This is a genomic window from Thermomonospora echinospora (assembly GCF_900108175.1).
GTDB classification, from domain to species: domain Bacteria; phylum Actinomycetota; class Actinomycetes; order Streptosporangiales; family Streptosporangiaceae; genus Thermomonospora; species Thermomonospora echinospora.
Map to the genome: position 1 here is coordinate 28,303 of NZ_FNVO01000016.1, position 16,994 is coordinate 45,296.

General features: G+C 72.8%; 14 protein-coding genes. 13 read left to right on the forward strand and 1 reads right to left on the reverse strand.

Annotated elements, in window-relative coordinates; genetic code table 11:
* Positions 1 to 84: 84 nt before the first annotated feature.
* Positions 85 to 930, reverse strand: a complete 846-nt coding sequence (locus C4U03_RS41335; RefSeq protein WP_200827536.1) for a hypothetical protein — start codon at positions 928 to 930, stop codon at positions 85 to 87.
* A 278-nt stretch (positions 931 to 1,208) separates the two neighbouring features.
* On the opposite strand from C4U03_RS41335, the gene C4U03_RS28470 reads away from it, so the two are divergent.
* The 13 genes from C4U03_RS28470 (at position 1,209) to C4U03_RS28530 (ending at position 16,944) form a co-directional block, all read left to right on the forward strand.
* Entirely contained in the window at positions 1,209 to 2,423 is a 1,215-nt protein-coding gene (locus tag C4U03_RS28470; protein WP_235018223.1) for a kynureninase, read from the forward strand.
* The gene (locus tag C4U03_RS28475; RefSeq protein WP_103941958.1) at positions 2,420 to 3,250 is read left to right on the forward strand and encodes a tryptophan 2,3-dioxygenase; all 831 of its coding nucleotides are present in this window, start codon (positions 2,420 to 2,422) and stop codon (positions 3,248 to 3,250) included. Before C4U03_RS28470 ends, C4U03_RS28475 begins: the two co-directional genes overlap by 4 nt.
* A 78-nt stretch (positions 3,251 to 3,328) precedes the next feature.
* A complete protein-coding gene (locus C4U03_RS28480; protein ID WP_103941960.1) occupies positions 3,329 to 4,108 on the forward strand; it encodes a methyltransferase in 780 nt (259 codons plus the stop codon).
* Positions 4,105 to 5,325: a dTDP-4-amino-4,6-dideoxygalactose transaminase gene (gene rffA, locus C4U03_RS28485; RefSeq protein ID WP_103941962.1), complete on the forward strand. Its 1,221-nt coding sequence runs from the start codon at positions 4,105 to 4,107 to the stop codon at positions 5,323 to 5,325. Before C4U03_RS28480 ends, rffA begins: the two co-directional genes overlap by 4 nt.
* Positions 5,322 to 6,590, forward strand: a complete 1,269-nt coding sequence (locus C4U03_RS28490) for a class I SAM-dependent methyltransferase (protein ID WP_103941964.1) — start codon at positions 5,322 to 5,324, stop codon at positions 6,588 to 6,590. The genes rffA and C4U03_RS28490 overlap by 4 nt, the downstream gene beginning before the upstream one ends.
* Before the next feature lie 36 nt (positions 6,591 to 6,626).
* Positions 6,627 to 7,685 carry a methyltransferase gene (locus C4U03_RS28495; protein WP_103941967.1) on the forward strand — a complete coding sequence of 353 codons (1,059 nt, stop codon included), beginning with the start codon at positions 6,627 to 6,629 and terminating at the stop codon, positions 7,683 to 7,685.
* Positions 7,682 to 8,563, forward strand: a complete 882-nt coding sequence (locus C4U03_RS28500; protein WP_200827537.1) for an alpha/beta hydrolase — start codon at positions 7,682 to 7,684, stop codon at positions 8,561 to 8,563. Before C4U03_RS28495 ends, C4U03_RS28500 begins: the two co-directional genes overlap by 4 nt.
* On the forward strand, positions 8,560 to 9,213 hold the full coding sequence (locus C4U03_RS28505) for a dTDP-4-dehydrorhamnose 3,5-epimerase family protein (protein ID WP_103941971.1): 654 nt from the start codon (positions 8,560 to 8,562) through the stop codon (positions 9,211 to 9,213). The genes C4U03_RS28500 and C4U03_RS28505 overlap by 4 nt, the downstream gene beginning before the upstream one ends.
* Complete coding sequence (gene rfbA, locus C4U03_RS28510) at positions 9,210 to 10,214, forward strand: glucose-1-phosphate thymidylyltransferase RfbA (protein ID WP_103941972.1); 1,005 nt, start codon at positions 9,210 to 9,212, stop codon at positions 10,212 to 10,214. Before C4U03_RS28505 ends, rfbA begins: the two co-directional genes overlap by 4 nt.
* A gap of 1 nt (position 10,215) precedes the next feature.
* On the forward strand, positions 10,216 to 11,385 hold the full coding sequence (locus C4U03_RS28515; protein WP_103941974.1) for a nucleotide disphospho-sugar-binding domain-containing protein: 1,170 nt from the start codon (positions 10,216 to 10,218) through the stop codon (positions 11,383 to 11,385).
* Positions 11,386 to 11,394: 9 nt separating this feature from the next.
* Positions 11,395 to 12,525: an FAD-dependent monooxygenase gene (locus tag C4U03_RS28520; protein ID WP_103941976.1), complete on the forward strand. Its 1,131-nt coding sequence runs from the start codon at positions 11,395 to 11,397 to the stop codon at positions 12,523 to 12,525.
* 96 nt (positions 12,526 to 12,621) lie between these two features.
* Complete coding sequence (locus C4U03_RS28525; protein WP_327373848.1) at positions 12,622 to 14,967, forward strand: excinuclease ABC subunit UvrA; 2,346 nt, start codon at positions 12,622 to 12,624, stop codon at positions 14,965 to 14,967.
* Positions 14,968 to 15,126: 159 nt separating this feature from the next.
* On the forward strand, positions 15,127 to 16,944 hold the full coding sequence (locus C4U03_RS28530; protein ID WP_160147131.1) for a non-ribosomal peptide synthetase: 1,818 nt from the start codon (positions 15,127 to 15,129) through the stop codon (positions 16,942 to 16,944).
* Positions 16,945 to 16,994 lie beyond the last annotated feature (50 nt).

A 16,994-nucleotide genomic window follows, 5' to 3' on the forward strand; every position in this document is an offset into this window, starting at 1 on the left:
CCGGAAAGTCACCCCGAAATGAGCCGGTGAGCCGTCACGGGCGCCCCGCCCGTGACGGCTCGTCGTAGCTCTCAACGGTCGCCCTCAGCGATCGCGCAGGGTCAGCCGGACGTCGGGCTCGGCATAGTAGGTGCGGCCGTCCACCTTGCGCCGCCGCCACCGCCGCTCGCTCGCCAGCCGGTAGACGCTCCCGCGCGGGATGTTCCACAGGCAGCAGATATCGGCCGGGCTGAGCCAGCGCCGGGGCCGAGGCTCCCGGCCCGAAGGCGGGGAAGGGGCGGTCTCGGCGATGCGGCGGCCGAGGTTCAGCCATTCCCCACCCGCCCAGGAGTGCTCCGGCTCGGCGTCACAGGTGATCCGGGGCGGGCGGCGCCGGTCGGGCGTCACGTAGGCGGTGAGGGTGCCACGGCACCCGGTCTCGACGCATGAGCCGACGTGCACCCGGCGGACCGGGTCGGCTCCGGTCACCCGCTCCGCCGTGCGCACCAGCCGGGCCGTCTCCACGGACAGGTCGCCCACCGCGGGATGGCGTGCCAGCCAGTCGAGGTGGCGGCGCAGGAACGCGCTCAGCCGGGGGACCGCCCGGCGGGGCGCCGTCACCCGCCGGGCCTCGGCCGTCAGCCCCGCCCAGGAGGCCAGGACGCCCAGGATTTGCGACCGGCACTCGGCGGCGGCGGCGTTGAACGGCGTCTCCCCGCGGACGCGGCCCGACGGCCTGCGCACCACCGGCGAGCCGGAGGGGCCGAGCCTGTTCTCGCATTCGGCGTAGAGACCGGGAAGGCGGCGCAGCTCCGCGTCGAGGGCGTCCCGGCAGCGCGGGCACAGCCGCACCCGTGGCGGCGCCGTCCGCCGTCCGGAGCGGTGCGCCCGGGCCGCGCAGCCCGCCCCCTCGCACGTTACGCCGTCCAGGATCGGTGACATGGTCGCCATCGCCGTCTCCACTCCATTTCGATTTCGCGGTCGATACACCGTCCATTGCAGTCGACGGCGGCGGGGCGAGACAAGGAGACTCCGCCGAAGTTTGGCGGCATCTGCGCCGGTCCGGCAAATGTTCTGACGTCTTTGAAGGTGATCTGCTTTTCTCTTGTAACTCTTCTGATATCGCACCCGTTGACACCTGATCAGCGGCGAAGATAACTTCTATTACTGTTCGGACGACTGTGCCGAAGGGCACGCTCCGTGAGGTGAAAATGGAACCGAGTCGCGAAATGGCCGACCGGTTGGACACCGTCGACGAGCTCGCCCCCTTCCGCAAGGAGTTCAACCTTCCGGCGGGGGTCGTCCCGCTCAACGGCAATTCGCTGGGGCCCTTGCCGGCGGCCGTCCCCGGCGCCGTGGCCGAGGCCGTACGGCAGTGGGGCGAGCGGCTGACGAGGGCCTGGAACGAGGACTGGTGGCATGCACCGGCACGCGTCGGCGACCGGATCGGCCGCCTCATCGGCGCGGCGCCGGGGCAGACCATGGCCGGGGACTCGACCTCGGTGCAGATCTTCAACGCCGTCGTGGCGGCGGCGCGGCTGCGCCCGGACCGGCGCGTGGTCGTCGCCGACGCCGGCAACTTCCCCACCGACCGGTACCTGACCGCCTCGGCCGCCCGGCTGCTGGGCCTGGAGGTGGTCGAGGTCCCGATGGGCGACCTGCCGGACGCCGTGGACCGCCACCGCGACGAGGTCGCGGTGGTCTTCTGCCCCGCCGCCGACTACCGGACGGGCGAGCTGTGGGACGTGCCCGCCGTCACGCGGGTGGCGCACGAGGCCGGCGCGGTCGCCTTGTGGGACCTCAGCCACGGCGCCGGCGCCGTCCCGCTGTGGGTGGACGACGACGGCGTGGACCTGGCGGTCGGCTGCACCTACAAGTACCTGTCCGGTGGCCCCGGGTCGCCCGCCTACGGTTACGTCGCCGCGCGCCACCAGGACCGTCTCGACCTGCCGCTGACCGGCTGGCACGGCCATGCCCGGCCGTTCGACATGGCCGGTGTCTTCGAGCCCGCGCCGGGTGTGGCCCGGGCGCGCATCGGCACGCCCCCTGTGCTGTCCCTGCTGGCTTTGGAGGCCGCGTTGGAACCGTTGGAACGGGCGGGGATCGAGGCGGTCCGCGCCAAGACCGTGCGGCTGGGGGACTTCTTCCTCGGCTGCGCCGACCGGCTGCTCGACGGCCTGGGTTTCGAGGTGGTGACGCCCCGCGACCCCCGGCGGCGCGGCGGGCACCTCGCGCTGCGCCACCCCGAGGCGGCGGCGGTGATGGCCGCGCTGAAGGACCGTGGCGTTCTCGGTGACGTGCGCGGCGACCTGCTGCGGTTCTGCGTCAACGGGCTGTACGTGTCGTTCGGCGACGTCCACGACGCGGTGACGGCCCTGCGCGAGGTGGCGGCCACCGACGAGTACCGCTCTCCGCGATTCCGGCGCCGGGAGGTGGTCACATGACCGACACGACCGTTCACTCCAGTGCCGCGGGCCCGTGCGCGGCGGCCCACCGCTCGCCGTACGTCGGCTACGCGCGCATGGACGAGCTGCACGACCTGCAGGACCCGCGTACCGGCTCGCCCTTCGAGCTGTCCTTCATCCTGTTGAGCCAGGTGAAGGAGCTGCTGTTCCGGATGGTCCACCTGGAGGTGGACCAGGCGCGGGCGCAGCTGCGCGCCGACCGTGCCGGTGACGCCTGCGGGGCGCTGTCCCGGGCCACGCGCACCCAGCGCGTGCTGATCTCCTGTTGGGAGAGCATGAACGGGATGCCCGTGGACGAGTTCCTGACGTTCCGCGACGTCCTGGGCGAGGCCTCGGGCACCCAGTCGTTCATGTACCGCAGGCTCGAATTCGCGCTGGGCAACAAGAATCCCGCCCTGACCCGGCCGGAGGATCTGCGGCTGTACCCGGAGCTGCGCGCGGAGCTGGACAGCCCCAGCCTCTATGACGAGGCGCTGCGCTTCCTGCGGCGGGAGGGCCTGCCGGTGCCCGCCGACGCGCTGGACCGGGACGTCACCCGCACGCACCGGGCCGACGAGCGGATCGAGCAGGTGTGGGCACAGGTCTACCGCGATCCGGCCGCGCATCCGGCGGCCTACCGGCTCGCCGAGCACCTGCTGGAGGTCGCCTACCAGTTCTCCCACTGGCGGGCGGCGCACCTGCTGGTCGTCGAGCGCATGCTCGGCGGCAAACGCGGCAGCGGGGGCACCGACGGGGCCGCCTGGCTCCGCGAGATCAACGAGCACCGCTTCTTCCCCGAGCTGTGGACCATGCGCACCCTGCTGTGACCGCGCTGCGAACGTCCGGCTCGGCGTCCACTGTCCCGCCGTCGCCCCGGCGCGACGGCCACCCCCAAGGATCACACGATGAACGAACTCGGCTATGCGATGGCGCAGGAAGCCTACGCCCTGGTCAGCCAGGCCCCCGGCCAGGAGGGCACGTTCACCCTCATGGACCGCGAGTGGGAGCAGCTCGACGGCGTCGTCGGCGGCCAGTACAACCAGGCCACCGGGCTGTTCGCCGCCTGGCTGCCCGTTGACTCCGCCCGCACCTTCCTGGAGATGGGCTGCGGCTGCGGCATCGCCGCGGTCACCGCCGCCCTGCGCGGGTGCCCCGCCGTCACGGCCCTGGACATCAACCCCGCCGCTGTGCGAACCACGGAGCTGAACGCGCGGCGGCACGGGGTCCGCGACCGGGTGCGTGCGCTGGAGAGCGACCTGTTCGGCGCACTCGGCCCGGACGAGCGCTTCGACATGATCTTCTGGAACTCCCCGTTCATCGAGGCGCCGCCGGAGCGGGTGCTCGGCTCGTTCCTGGAGTACCACTTCTTCGACCCCGGCTACCAGATGCACCGCAGGTTCCTGGCCGAGGCGCCGGACCGGCTGGCCGAGGGGGGACGGCTCTTCCTCGGCTTCAGCGAGGCGATGGGCGACCGCGTCCACCTGGAGAAGATCGCCGACGCGGCCGGGCTGCGGTGCCGCACCCACCGGCAGGAGACCTTCCCGGTCCCCGCCGCCGAGCTCGGGCCGGACCGGCTCTACCAGCGCTACGCCGACGGCGGCGGGATGGTGCGCATCGACTTCACGCTCCTGGAGCTGTGGCGCGCCGCCGACCCGGGCGCCCGGGACACGGAGGGACGCTCATGACCGTCACTGCGTCCCACACCGCCGCTACCGGCACGTACGTCCCCTTCTACATCCCGCACCTCACCGGACGTGAGGAGACCTACCTGCGGGAAGCGTTCGAGACCGGTCAGCTGGACAGCGACGGCACGTTCACCGAGCGGGCCGTCGCCCTGCTCCGGCGGCTGACCGGGACCCCGCACGCACTGCTCACCCCGTCCTGCACGCACGCCCTGGAGATCGCCGCCCTGGCGCTGGACCTACAGCCGGGAGACGAGGTCATCGTCCCCTCGTGGACCTTCGCGCCGACGGCCAGCGCGTTCGCGCTGCGCGGGGCCGTGCCGGTCTTCGTGGACTGCCGCCCCGACACCCTCAACCTGGACGAGCGGCGGCTCGAAGAGGCCGTCTCCGAGCGCACCCGGGCGATCCTGGTGATGCACTACGCCGGGGTCGCCTGCGCCATGGACGAGATCACGGCGATCGCCGGCCGGCACGGCCTGCCGATCGTCGAGGACAACGCGCACGGCCTGGCCGGCGCCTACCGCGGCCGCGCCCTCGGCACGTTCGGGATCATGGCGGCGCACAGCTTCCACGCCACCAAGAACATCCAGTGCAGCAAGGGCGGCGCCCTCTTCGTCAACGACCCGGCGCTGTACGAGCGGACGGTGCTGATCCGCGACCGGGGCACCAACCGCTACCAGTACTTCCGCGGCGAGGTCGACAAGTACCGCTGGGTCGACCTGGGCTCCAGCTACCTGCTGTCGGAGCCGCTGGCGGCCTTCCTGACCGCCCAACTGGAGGAGCTGCCCCGCATCCAGCGGCGCCGGCGCGAGATCTGGGCCGCCTACCACGAGCGGCTCGCCGGCTGGGCGGGCCGCACCGGCGTCGTCCGGCCGACCGTGCCGCCCGGGTGCGAACAGCCCGCGCACATCTACTACCTGGTCCTGCCGGGGCCTGACAGCCAGCAGGCCCTGCTGGCGCATCTGGCCGAACACGGCGTCAAGGCCACCCCCCACTTCCAGCCGCTGCACTCCTCTCCGGCAGGGCTGCGCTACGGCCGCACCGCCCCCGGCAGCTGCCCGGTCACCGAGTGGGTCGCCGATCGCCTGATCCGCCTGCCGCTCTACGCCGACATGACCGACTCCCAGGTGGACCGCGTGGTGGACGCGCTCACCTCGTTCCAGCCCAGGCCGGCCCGCCGGCCGGCCCCGGGACACGACGACAGGAAGGAGATGCGGTGAACACCCTGGACAGCGCACGGCAGGTCACCGCGTGCCGAGTGTGCGGAGGCGTCGACTGGCAGGACGTGGTCTCCTTCGGATCGGTGCCGCCGGCCAACGCGTTCCTGGAGCCGGCACCGGCGTACGAGGAGGACCGCTACCCCCTCGCGGTGATCTCCTGCCGGTCCTGCCGGCTCATGAGCCTCACCCACGTGGTCGACCCCGAGATCCTCTACCGGACCTACGCCTACGCCACCCCCGCGTCCGACACCATCAACGATCACATGCGCTACGTCGCCGACGTGTGCCGGACGCGGTTCGACCTGCCGGCCGGCGGCTTCGTCGTGGAGCTGGGCAGCAACACCGGCGTCCAGCTGCGCGCCTTCCAGGAGGCGGGGCTGCGAGTGCTCGGCGTCGATCCGGCCCGCAACCTGGTGGAAGTGGCCGAGCGGCACGGCGTGCGGACGCTGCCGGAGTTCTTCGACGCCGACACCGCGCGCGCCGTCGCCCGCGACCACGGGCGCGCCGACCTGGTGCTCGGGCGGCACGTCTTCGCGCACATCGACGACGTGGCCGGGGTGCTCACCGGCGTGCGCGAGCTGCTGGCTCCCGGCGGCGTGTTCGCCATCGAGGTGCCGTGGGCCCTCGACATGGTCGACGACCTGGAGTTCGACACCATCTACCACGAGCACCTGTCGTACTTCCTGGTGCGGACGCTGGTCACCCTGTACGAGCGGCACGGCCTGCGCGTCCTCGACGTCGAGCGGCTGCCGGTGCACGGCGGCTCGATCCTGGTCTTCGCCGGGCTGGAGTCGGGTCCGTGGCGGCCCCGGCCCTCGGTGCGGGAGCTGTGCGACCGGGAGGAGGCCGCCGGCCTCTTCGGCGACGACGCCTACCGCCGCTTCGCCGAACGCGTGGAGACGACCCGGCGGGAGCTGCGCGACCTCATCCGCGGCCAGGTCGCCGAGGGCAGGCGGGTGGCCGGGTACGGCGCCTCCGCCAAGGGGGTGACGCTGCTGAACGTCTGCGGCCTGGACGGCGGCGAGCTGGAGTTCTGCAGCGACACGACCCCGCTCAAGCAGGGCAAGGTGATGCCCGGCGTGCACGTCCCGGTGTGCTCGCCCAAACGGGCGGCGCAGGACCCGCCGGACCTTTACCTGCTGCTGGCCTGGAACTACGCCGAGGAGATCCTCGCCAAGGAGGCCGGCTACCTCGGGCGCGGCGGCCGGTTCGTCATCCCGGTGCCCAGGCCGCTGATCGTGTCGGGCGAAACGCGCGCCGCCTGAGATCCGACCCGTCCGCCGACCATTGCCGGAGGAGCCATGGCCGACCGCCCCGACCAGCGACCGCCCGCCGGGGCGGACCTGGTCCCCATCCTGTTCGGACACAACGCGTTCCAGCAGCTCAACGCGGGCTGCGAGCTCGGCCTGTTCGACCTGTTGGCCGAGCAGGGCCCGCTGGCGGCCGCGGCGGTGGCCGACGCCCTCGGGCTGGGCCGCCGCGCCGCCGACATCCTGCTGCTAGGCACCACCGCCCTGCGTCTCACCCTCGTCGAGGACGGCCGGTACCGCAACGGCCCCGCCGTCGAGACCGCCTTCGCCGACGGCACCTGGCCGGTGCTGCGCGACATCGTGGAGTTCCAGGCCCGGGTGTCCTACGCGCCGGCCGCCGACTACGCCGAGTCGCTGCGCACCGGGGAGAACGTGGGCATCCGCCGCTTCCCGGGCGACAGCCGCGACCTGTACTCGCGGCTGTCGAACGTGCCCGGCCTGGAGGAGCTGTTCTACCGCTGTATGAACTCCTGGTCGCGGCTGTCCAACCCGGTCCTGGTCGAGGAGGTGGACTACGCCAAGACCGGCCGCGTCCTGGACGTCGGCGGTGGGGACGCCGTCAACGCCCTGGCTCTGGCCCGGGCGCACCCGCATCTGGAGATCACCGTGCTCGACCGGCCGGGGGCGCTGGAGGTCGCCCGCCGCAACATCGACGCGGCGGGCCTGGCCGGGCGGGTCGGCACCCACGCCGCCGACATCTTCGATGACGACTACCCGCGCGGCCACGACTGCGTGCTGTTCGCCCACCAGCTGGTGATCTGGTCGCCCGAGCAGAACCGGCGGCTGCTGCGCAAGGCCCACGACGCGGTGGAGCCCGGCGGCCGTGTCCTGGTGTTCAACGCGTTCTGCGACGACGACGGCTCGGGGCCGCTGTACGCGGCGCTGGACAACGTATACTTCGCCACCCTCCCGTTCCGCGACAGCACCATCTACCGGTGGTGCGAGCACGAGGAGTGGCTGCGCGACGCCGGATTCACCGACCTGCACCGCATCACCGGCGCGGGGTGGACCCCCCACGGCGTCATCGAGGGACTGCGGGGGGCCACATGAGCGTCTCACCACCGGACATGGCGGTCCGCGAAGAACTGGACCGCGAGTACTCCCCGAGCCTGTGCGCGCGGGACGCCGCCGCGACCCTGGCCCGGTACGCCGCCGACAGCGCCGAGGCCCGCCGCGGGCTCGACTGCCGGCCCGACATTCCCTACGGGCCGTCCCCCGACGAGCGGCTGCACCTGTTCCCGCCGCCCCGGCCGGACGCGCCGCTGCTGGTGTTCGTGCACGGCGGGCACTGGCAGGAGTCGAGCAAGGAGGATGCCTGCTTCGCGGCGCCCGCGATGGTCGAGGCGGGGGCGGGTTACGTCGCGCTGGGGTACGGGCTGGCACCGCGCCGCCGCCTCGGCGAGATGGTGGCCTCGGTACGCCGCGGCCTGCACTGGGTCCGGGAGCACGCGGCCGAGTTCGGCGGGTGTGCGGACGCGGTCCACGTCGCGGGCAGTTCGGCCGGGGCGCACCTGGCGGCGATGGCGATCGCGGAGGTCCGTGTCCTGGCGGACCCGCGGCCTCCGGCCGAGGTCGCCGGGGCGTACCTGCTCAGCGGCGTCTACGACCTGGAGCCGATCCGGCGCTGCTACGTCAACGACGCGCTCGGCCTGGACGACGGCGCCGCGGCCGACCTCAGCCCGGTGCGGTGGCTGCCGCTGCGCGCCGGAGAGGTGCTCGTGGCGCGGGGCGAGGCGGAGACCCGCGCGTACGCCCGCCAGCACGCCCTCATGGTGATGGCGCTACGGGCGGCGGGACAGCGCGCGGCCGACCTGGTGGCGCCGGGCCGCGACCACTTCGAGCTGCCTCTGGACCTGGGCGTGCCCGGGACTCCGCTGGGCCGGGAGGTGCTGCGGCGGATGGGGCTGCACGGGAGGAGAGGAACATGAGAGCACGACGGCTCGCCGTGACGGGCGCGCTGGAGTTCACCCCCGAGGTGATCGGTGACGACCGGGGCGTGTTCGTGTCGGTGTTCCACCGGGAGGCGTTCGAGTCCGTTCACGACGGCCCGCTGTTCCCGGTGGGGCAGATCAGTCACAGCCGGTCCCACCAGAACGTGGTCCGGGGCGTCCACTACACCGCCACGCCGCCAGGGTCGGCCAAGTACATCCACTGTTCGGCGGGCCGGGCGCTGGACCTCGTCGTGGACCTGCGGGTGGGCTCCCCGACCTTCGGCCGGTGGGACACGGTGGTGCTGGACGCCCGGGACTTCCGCGCCGTCCACTACCCGGTCGGCGTCGGCCACGCCTTCGTCGCCCTGACCGACAACACCGTGCTGACGTACCTGCTGTCGCAGACCTACGTGCCGGAGCACGAGAGGTCGGTGGACGTGCTGGACCCCGCGCTGGGGCTGCCGATCCCCGTGGACGTCGAGCCGCTCATGTCCGAGCGGGACAGCGGCGCGCCCACCCTGGCCGAGGCCCGTGACCGCGGCCTGCTGCCCGACTACCACGAGTGTCTGCTCCTGGACAAGCTCCTGAACGAGCGGCCGGTGTCCGGGCCCGGCGGACCGGAACCCGACGAAGGAGGTGGATCATGAAGGGCATCGTCCTGGCCGGCGGCAGCGGCACCCGCCTGCGGCCGCTCACCGGCGTGCTGTCCAAGCAGATCCTGCCCGTCTACAACAAGCCGATGATCTACTACCCGCTGTCGGTGCTGATGCTGGCCGGCATCCGGGACATCCTGATCGTCTCCTCGCCCCGCCACCTCGGGCTGTTCCGCGGCCTGCTGGGCGACGGCTCGCGGCTCGGCGTCCAGCTGAGCTACGCCGAGCAGCCCCACCCCGGCGGCATCGCCGAGGCGCTGCTCATCGGGGCCGGCCACATCGGCGACGACTCGGTCGCGCTGGTGCTGGGCGACAACCTCTTCCACGGCCCCGGGTTCTCGCGGGTGCTGCAGTCCAACGCCGAACTGCTGGACGGCTGCACCCTGTTCGGCTACCCCGTCCGGGACCCGGAGCGGTACGGCATCGCCGAGATCGACGACCGGGGCCGCCTGGTGGCGCTGCGGGAGAAGCCCGCCGACCCGCGGTCCAACCTGGCCGTCACCGGCCTGTACATGTACGACAACGACGTGGTGGACATCGCCCGGGGCCTGACGCCGTCGGCCCGGGGCGAACTGGAGATCACCGACGTCAACCGGGCGTACCTGGACCGGCGCCGGGCCCGCCTGGTGGAGCTGGGACGCGGTTTCGTCTGGCTGGACACCGGCACGCACGACTCGCTGCTGGAGGCCGGCCAGTACGTCCAGATGCTCGAACAGCGTCAGGGCGTGCGCATCGCCTGCCTGGAGGAGATCGCCTACCGGATGGGCTACATCGGCCCCGACCAGTGCCTGCGGCTGGCCCGCGAGCAGGCCGACACCGACTACGGCACCTATCTGATCGACCTGGTTGAGCACGGCACCTATCTGATCGACCTGGTCGAGCACAGCACCGCGGGGGGACGGCGCCCACCGGTCCTCGCGGTGGACGCCCTTCTCGACCCCGACGAACGGCTGCGGCGCTATACGGCGGCGCCCGCCTCACAGACAAGGGGATGACATGCGCTTCCTGTTGACGACGATGTCCGCGCCCTCCCATCTGATGCCGCTGATCCCGTTCGCGCACGCCGCGCAGGCGGCCGGCCACCAGGTACTGGTGGCCACCTGCGGTCCCGCGCTGCGCACCGCGACCTCCGCGGGACTGGTCGCCACCGAGGCCGGCGCGGGCAACGACCCCGTGACCCCCTACGAGGACCTGGTGCGCCGCCTGAACCAGGAGCGGCTGGGCGTGGGCCGCTCGGAGCAGGAGATGTACGCCCTGCACGGCGAGGTGTTCGGCGAGATCGGCGCGCGCATGCTGGACGACCTGGTGGAGACGATCGGCACCTGGGGAGCCGACGCCGTCGTCTATCCCGGCATCCACGCCGCCGCCCTGGTCGCGGCGCGGATCGCCGGCGTGCCGGCGGTGCTGCACGGCTACGGCACCCCGCTGCCGACGTTCAGCCCGGCCCTGGACTACCTGGAGCCCCACGCCCGCAAGGCCGGGGTGGACTCCGTCCGGGAGGCGGAGGTCGAGATCGACGTGCTGCCGCCCTCGCTGACCAACTTCACCGAGGTCGCGCCCAGGGGCGGCAGGCCGCAGCACACGCTGCCCATGCGCTACGGCGCCTACAACGGGGGCGGCCTGCTGCCGCTGTGGGCGATGAGGCGCGGTGAGCGGCCCCGGGTGGTGGCCACCTGCGGCTCCCTGGCGGCGATGTCGCAGGACGGCGCCGTCTACCGGGAGATCGTGCGCGGCACGGCCGGCCTCGGCGTCGAACTGGTCGTGCTGACGGCGGGCGCCGAGTTGTCCGCGTTGCCCGACCCGCTGCCCGGGCACGTGCGGCTGGTGGACTGGATGCCGCTGGAACGGCTGCTGGCCTCCTGCGACGCGATCGTCCACCACGGCGGCTCGGGCACCGTGCTGTCCTCCTTCGCGGCGGGCGCGCCGCAGGTGGCGGTCCCGCTGCCCGGGACGGTCAACGTCACCAACGCCCAGACGATGACGGCGCGCGGCGCCGGGCGCACCCTCGACATGGACGCCCTGACCGCCGACACCGTGGCCGAGGCGGTCGCCGAGGTGCTGCGCGACGCCACCCGCCGGCGGGCCGCCGCGGAGGTCGCCGCGGAGATCGCCGGCCTGCCGACGGCCGCCGAGACCGTCGGCCGCGTCCACGAACTGATCGGCTGAGGAGGACCCGTGCGCATCGGGATCATCGGCGGCGGGCCCGGCGGCCTGTACACCGCCGTGCTGGCCAAACGACTCGATCCCCGGCACGAGGTGGTGGTCTGGGAACGCGACGCCGCCGACCGCACCTACGGCTTCGGCGTAATCTTCTCCGATCCGGCGCTGGAGGTGATCGGCCGGGCCGACCCGCGGACCCGTGCCGCGCTGGAGCCGTGGCTGGTCCGCTGGAACCGGATGAGCGTCCACCACCGGGGCGAGGCGTTCACCACCGCCGGTCTCGGCTTCGCCGCCATCGCCCGCGTCTCGCTGCTGGCGGTGCTGCGGCGGTGGTGCCTGCGGTCGGGCGTCACGGTGCTGCACGGCCGTCCCGCGCCGCCGCTGGAACGGCTCGCGGCCGAGTGCGACCTCGTCGTCGCGGCGGACGGGGCGCACTCGGCGACCCGCACCGGGCGGGCCGGCCGGTTCGGCACCACGCTGCGGCCGTGCGCGCTGCGCTACGCGTGGCTCGGCGCCGACCGGGCGTTCGACGGGATGAGCTTCATGATCGCCGAAACGGCGGGAGGGCCGGTGGTCGCGCACGCCTACCCCTACGCGGACGGCCGCAGCACCTTCCTGGTGGAGGCACGGGCGGACGCAGCGCCGGCCCAGGAGTCGGTCCAGGCGCCCGCCGTCGACCGGATCGCCCGGTTGTTCGGCGAGCACCTGGGGGGCGCGTCCCTGACCGCCGGACGGTCGCGCTGGAGCCGCTTCGCCGTGGTGCGCAATCGGACCTGGTGGGACGGGAACGTGGTGCTGCTGGGCGACGCCGCGCACACCACCCACTACTCCATCGGGTCCGGTACCGCGCTGGCCATGGGGGACGCCGTCGCCCTGACCACCGCCCTGCGGGAGCACTCCGGCCTTCCCGCCGCCCTGGCGGCCTACGAGGCCGCGCGGCGCCCCGTGGCCGAACGGATGCAGCAGGTGGCCCAGGCCAGCCTGGAATGGTTCGAGGGCATCGACGCCGAACTGGCCGCCGGGCTTCCCGGCCTGGCCACGGCCCTGTTCACGCGCGGCGGACGCGTCTCGCTGGCCGACGTCCGGGACCTGGAGGATCCGGCCGACGTCACCGGGCCCCTCCGGGCCGTCGCCGCGGGCCGGTGACGACGGGGCCCGGCCCGGACACCGGTGAAGGACCGGCATCGCCCGCGCGGAGGGGGTAGGAGTGAAAAGACAACGTCGGGAGGAGGAAGGAGGAAAGTGACCACCGCCAGTAACAACAACAGCGGGTACATGGTGGTGTCCGGGGCCCGGGAGAACAACCTCAAGGGCCTGACCGTGCGCATCCCCCTGGGCAGGGTCACGGTCGTCACCGGGGTGTCCGGATCGGGCAAGTCCTCGATCGTCTTCGACACCATCGCCGTGGAGTCCCAACGTCAGCTCAACGAGGTGTTCCCCTGGTTCGTCCGCAACCGGCTGCCCCGCTACGAGCGCCCGAAGTTCGACTTCATCGAGAACCTCACGCCGGCCATCATCGTCGACCAGAAGCCGGTCGGCGGCGGCTCGCGTTCGACGGTGGGGACGATGACCGAGGTCCACCCCATCCTGCGGGTGCTGTTCTCCCGGTACGGCGAGCCCAGCGCCGGGTTCTCGCACATGTACTCGTTCAACGACCCGCAGGGCATGTGCCCGGCCTGTGAGGGCCTCGGCAGCACTCTGCAACTCGACGTCGGCAAACTGCTGGACGAGGACAAGTCGCTGAACGAGGGCGCCATCCGCCACCCGGCGTTCGCCCCGGGGACCAACTACTGGAAGCGCTACGCCGAGGTCAGCCGGTACGACCCCAAGCAGGACGTGGACGAGTACGGCGAGCGTCTCTTCGACGCCGACAAGCCCATCGGCGAGTACACCGACAAGGAGCTGGACCTGCTGCTGTACGGGAGCGGGTTCCAGACCAAGCGCCCCGACGACCTCGGCAAGGTGGCCATCAACGACTACGAGGGCCTGGTGGACAGGTTCACCCGGCGCTACGTCAAGCCCGGGCTGGAGTCGCTGAAGGACCGTGACCGCAAGCACGTCGAGAAGGTCGTGTCGGAGCGGACCTGCCCGGAGTGCGAAGGGGCCCGGCTCAACCGGGCGGCGCTGGACTCCCGCATCCGCGGCCGCAACATCGCCGACTACTGCGCGATGGAGATCGGCGACCTCATCGAGGAGCTGTGCCGGGTCGAGGGCCCGGCCGCCTCGGCCGTCGTCCCCTCGGCGCTGGCGGCGCTGCGCCGCATCGAGGCGGTGGGGCTGGGCTACCTGACCCTGGACCGGCCCACCCGGACCCTGTCGGGCGGCGAGGGCCAGCGGCTGAAGACGGTGCGCCACCTCGGCAGCAGCCTGACCGGGGTGACCTACATCTTCGACGAGCCCAGCGTCGGCCTGCACGCGCGCGACGTCGACCGGCTCAACCAGCTGCTGATCGCGTTGCGGGACAAGGGCAACACGGTGCTGATCGTCGAGCACGACCGGGACGTCATCGCCATCGCCGACCACGTGGTGGACATCGGCCCCGGGTCGGGCGTCCACGGCGGCGCCATCGTCTTCGAGGGCACGATCGGGCAGCTGAAGCGCAGCGACACCCGCACCGGACGGCACTACCGCGAGCCGCCCGACGTCAAGGCCGCGTTCCGGTCGCCGACGGGCGCGCTGACCGTGCGGAAGGCCACGCTGCACAACCTCAAGGACGTCACCGTCGACATCCCCACCGGAGTGCTCACCGCGATCACCGGGGTGGCCGGATCGGGCAAGAGCACGCTCATCTCGCGGGTGTTCGCCGCCGAGCATCCCGAGGCCATCATCCTCGACCAGTCGGCCGTCGGGATCTCGCCGCGTTCCACGCCCGCCACCTACACCGGCATCTGGGATCCGGTCCGCAAGCTGTTCGCCCAGGAGCACGGCGTGGACGCGGGCCTGTTCAGCTTCAACTCCAAGGGCGCATGCCCAGAGTGCCAGGGGCGCGGCACCGTGACCATGGACCTGGCGTTCATGGACCCCGTCACCACCGTCTGCGAGGTGTGCGAGGGCCGCCGCTACCGGGACGAGGTGCTGGGCTACAAGCTCGACGGCAAGAACGTGGTCGAGGTCCTCGACCTGACCGTGGAGGAGGCGCTGGACTACTTCACCGACCGCGCCATCTGCCGGCGGCTGGTCCCGTTGCAGGAGGTGGGGCTGGGCTACCTGACCCTCGGCCGTCCGCTGTCGATGCTGTCCGGCGGGGAACGGCAGCGCATCAAGCTGGCCCACCGGCTGCACGAGCGGGGCAGCGTGTACGTCTTCGACGAGCCCACCACCGGGCTGCACATGGCCGACGTGCGCAACCTGCTGGGCCTGCTGGACCGGCTCGTCGACGACGGCAACACCGTCGTGGTGATCGAACACGACCTGGACGTGGTCAAGCACGCCGACTGGGTCATCGACATCGGCCCGGACGCGGGCGAGCACGGCGGTGAGATCGTGTTCGCCGGGACGCCCGAGGAGATGGCGCGCTCGGCGGACACGCACACCGCCGAGTACCTGCGCCGATCGCTGCCCGCCAAGAGCCGGCTCTCGGACGCGTAACGCCCCGCCGGACCGACAGGCCCCTGGAGTGACTCCGGGGGCCTGTCGCGTATGCCCGTTCCTCACCCAAGCCCGCCTGTCCGTACACCCGGGGCCGTCACCCGGACGGCGCCGCCCAAGGCCGTTCAAGACCGCCCAAGGCCGTTCAAGGAGGAAAGCATGCCCATCCAGCATGATCTGGAAGGAGTCCTGAGCCTGCCCGCCGCCTTCGAGGAGGCGGTCAGGGAGGCGGGCGACCGGACCGCCCTGGAGTACGGGGACACCGTCCTCGGCTACCGGGAGCTGAACGCGAGGGCCAACCGCGTGGCCCGCCGTCTGCGGCAGCACGGAGTCGACGCGCAGACCCGCGTCGCCCTGCACATGGTCCGCTCCCCCGAGCTGTACGTCGTGCTGCTCGCGCTGCTCAAGGCCGGGGCGTGCGTGGTGCCGCTCAACCCGTCACACCCCGTGGCCGTCCGCCAGGCCGTCCTGGAGGAGGCCGCGGCCTCGCTGGTCGTCCGGGACAGGGACGACGACCTGGAGACGACGGTCCCCGCACTGGAGGCCGCCGCTCTCATCGAGGAGAGCGCCGGGCTGGAGGAGGAGAACCTCGCCCTGGAGGTGGACCCGGAGAGCACCGCCTTCATCCTGTTCACCTCGGGATCGACCGGACGGCCCAAGGGAGTGCGGATCGCGCACCGCGGCATCTCCCGCGTCGCCCAGCACACCGGCGAGGTCACCGTCGAGCCCGGGGACGCCTTCCTCCAGCTGGCGGCCGTCTCCTTCGCCGCGTCCACGACCGACATCTGGCTGAGCCTGCTGCACGGCGCCCGGCTGGTGGTCCCCCCGCCGGGGCTGCCCGCCCTGCCCGAGCTGGCCCGCACGATCGTCGATCGCGGGATCACCTTCCTCAACCTGCCGTGCGGCCTGTTCAACCTGCTGGTGACCGGCCACTGCGACGCGCTGCGCCGGGTTCGCGTGATCATCGTGAGCGGCGAGTTCCCCTCCCCGCCGCACCTGGCCAAGGCGCTGGCGGCCACCGACGCCACCGTCTACAACGCGTTCGGCTGCACCGAGAACTCGGCGCTGACGGCGGTGCACCGGGTCACCCCCGAGGAGCTCGACCAGGGCGGCGCCGTCCCGGTGGGCCGGCCGCTGCCGGGGGTGACGATGCGGGTGCTGGGCGAGGACCTGCGGCCCAGGCCGGTCGGCGAGGTGGGTGAGATGTGCCTGGGCGGCGCGGGAGTGGCCCAGGGCTACCTCGACCGGTCCGAGCCGGCCGCGCGCAAGTTCGCCGCCGACCCCGAGCGGCCCGGGGCGCTGCTGCTGCGCACCGGCGACCTGGCGCGGCAGACCCCCGCCGGGGAGATCGTCCTGGTGGGCCGCACCGACCAGATGGTCAAGATCCGGGGCCACCGGGTGGAGACCCGGGAGGTCGAGCTGGCGATCAAGCGGATCGAGGCGGTGGACCAGGCCGCGGTCACCGCGGTCGACGCCGCCGACAACGCCCGGGAGCTGGTGGCCTTCTACACCACCCGCACCGGCGCGCCGCTGGCCGTCGGCGACCTGCTGGCCGGGCTGCGGGACCGGCTGCCCGACTACATGCACCCGGTCCGTTTCCACCACCTGGCCGAGCTGCCAGTGAACGTCAACGGCAAGCTCGACCGCAGGGCACTACGGGAGCCGGACCGCGACGCCGGACCGGCACCGGCCGCGACGGCGGACACGGCGGGCACGGCGGCCGTCGCCGATCCGCTGGCCTCGGTCGTCGCCGGGCTCTTCCGCGACATCGCCGGCGTCACCGACTTCGGCGTCACCGACTCGTTCCTGGCCGCGGGCGGCACCTCGCTCCACTTCATCCAGCTCGCGGCCGGCCTGCAGCGGGCGCTCGGCGCCGCCGTCCAGGCCGAGGACGTCTTCCAGCACGACAGCCCCGAGGCGCTGGCCCGCCACATCGAGGCGGTGCGCGACGGCGCGACGGCCGCGCCGGGCCGCTGAACGGTCCCGGCCCCCGCGCCGCGCGACCGCCCACACCGGCCCGATCGAGA

What these genes read in the sequence shown, in the direction of transcription:
- C4U03_RS28470 (WP_235018223.1), top strand. Translation starts at nt 1,209, where the DNA reads ATGGCCGACCGGTTGGACACCGTCGACGAGCTCGCCCCCTTCCGCAAG.
- rfbA (WP_103941972.1), top strand. Translation starts at nt 9,210, where the DNA reads ATGAAGGGCATCGTCCTGGCCGGCGGCAGCGGCACCCGCCTGCGGCCG.
- C4U03_RS28515 (WP_103941974.1), top strand. Translation starts at nt 10,216, where the DNA reads ATGCGCTTCCTGTTGACGACGATGTCCGCGCCCTCCCATCTGATGCCG.
- C4U03_RS28505 (WP_103941971.1), top strand. Translation starts at nt 8,560, where the DNA reads ATGAGAGCACGACGGCTCGCCGTGACGGGCGCGCTGGAGTTCACCCCC.
- rffA (WP_103941962.1), top strand. Translation starts at nt 4,105, where the DNA reads ATGACCGTCACTGCGTCCCACACCGCCGCTACCGGCACGTACGTCCCC.
- C4U03_RS41335 (WP_200827536.1), bottom strand. Translation starts at nt 930, where the DNA reads ATGGCGACCATGTCACCGATCCTGGACGGCGTAACGTGCGAGGGGGCG.
- C4U03_RS28530 (WP_160147131.1), top strand. Translation starts at nt 15,127, where the DNA reads ATGCCCATCCAGCATGATCTGGAAGGAGTCCTGAGCCTGCCCGCCGCC.
- C4U03_RS28495 (WP_103941967.1), top strand. Translation starts at nt 6,627, where the DNA reads ATGGCCGACCGCCCCGACCAGCGACCGCCCGCCGGGGCGGACCTGGTC.
- C4U03_RS28475 (WP_103941958.1), top strand. Translation starts at nt 2,420, where the DNA reads ATGACCGACACGACCGTTCACTCCAGTGCCGCGGGCCCGTGCGCGGCG.
- C4U03_RS28500 (WP_200827537.1), top strand. Translation starts at nt 7,682, where the DNA reads ATGAGCGTCTCACCACCGGACATGGCGGTCCGCGAAGAACTGGACCGC.
- C4U03_RS28480 (WP_103941960.1), top strand. Translation starts at nt 3,329, where the DNA reads ATGAACGAACTCGGCTATGCGATGGCGCAGGAAGCCTACGCCCTGGTC.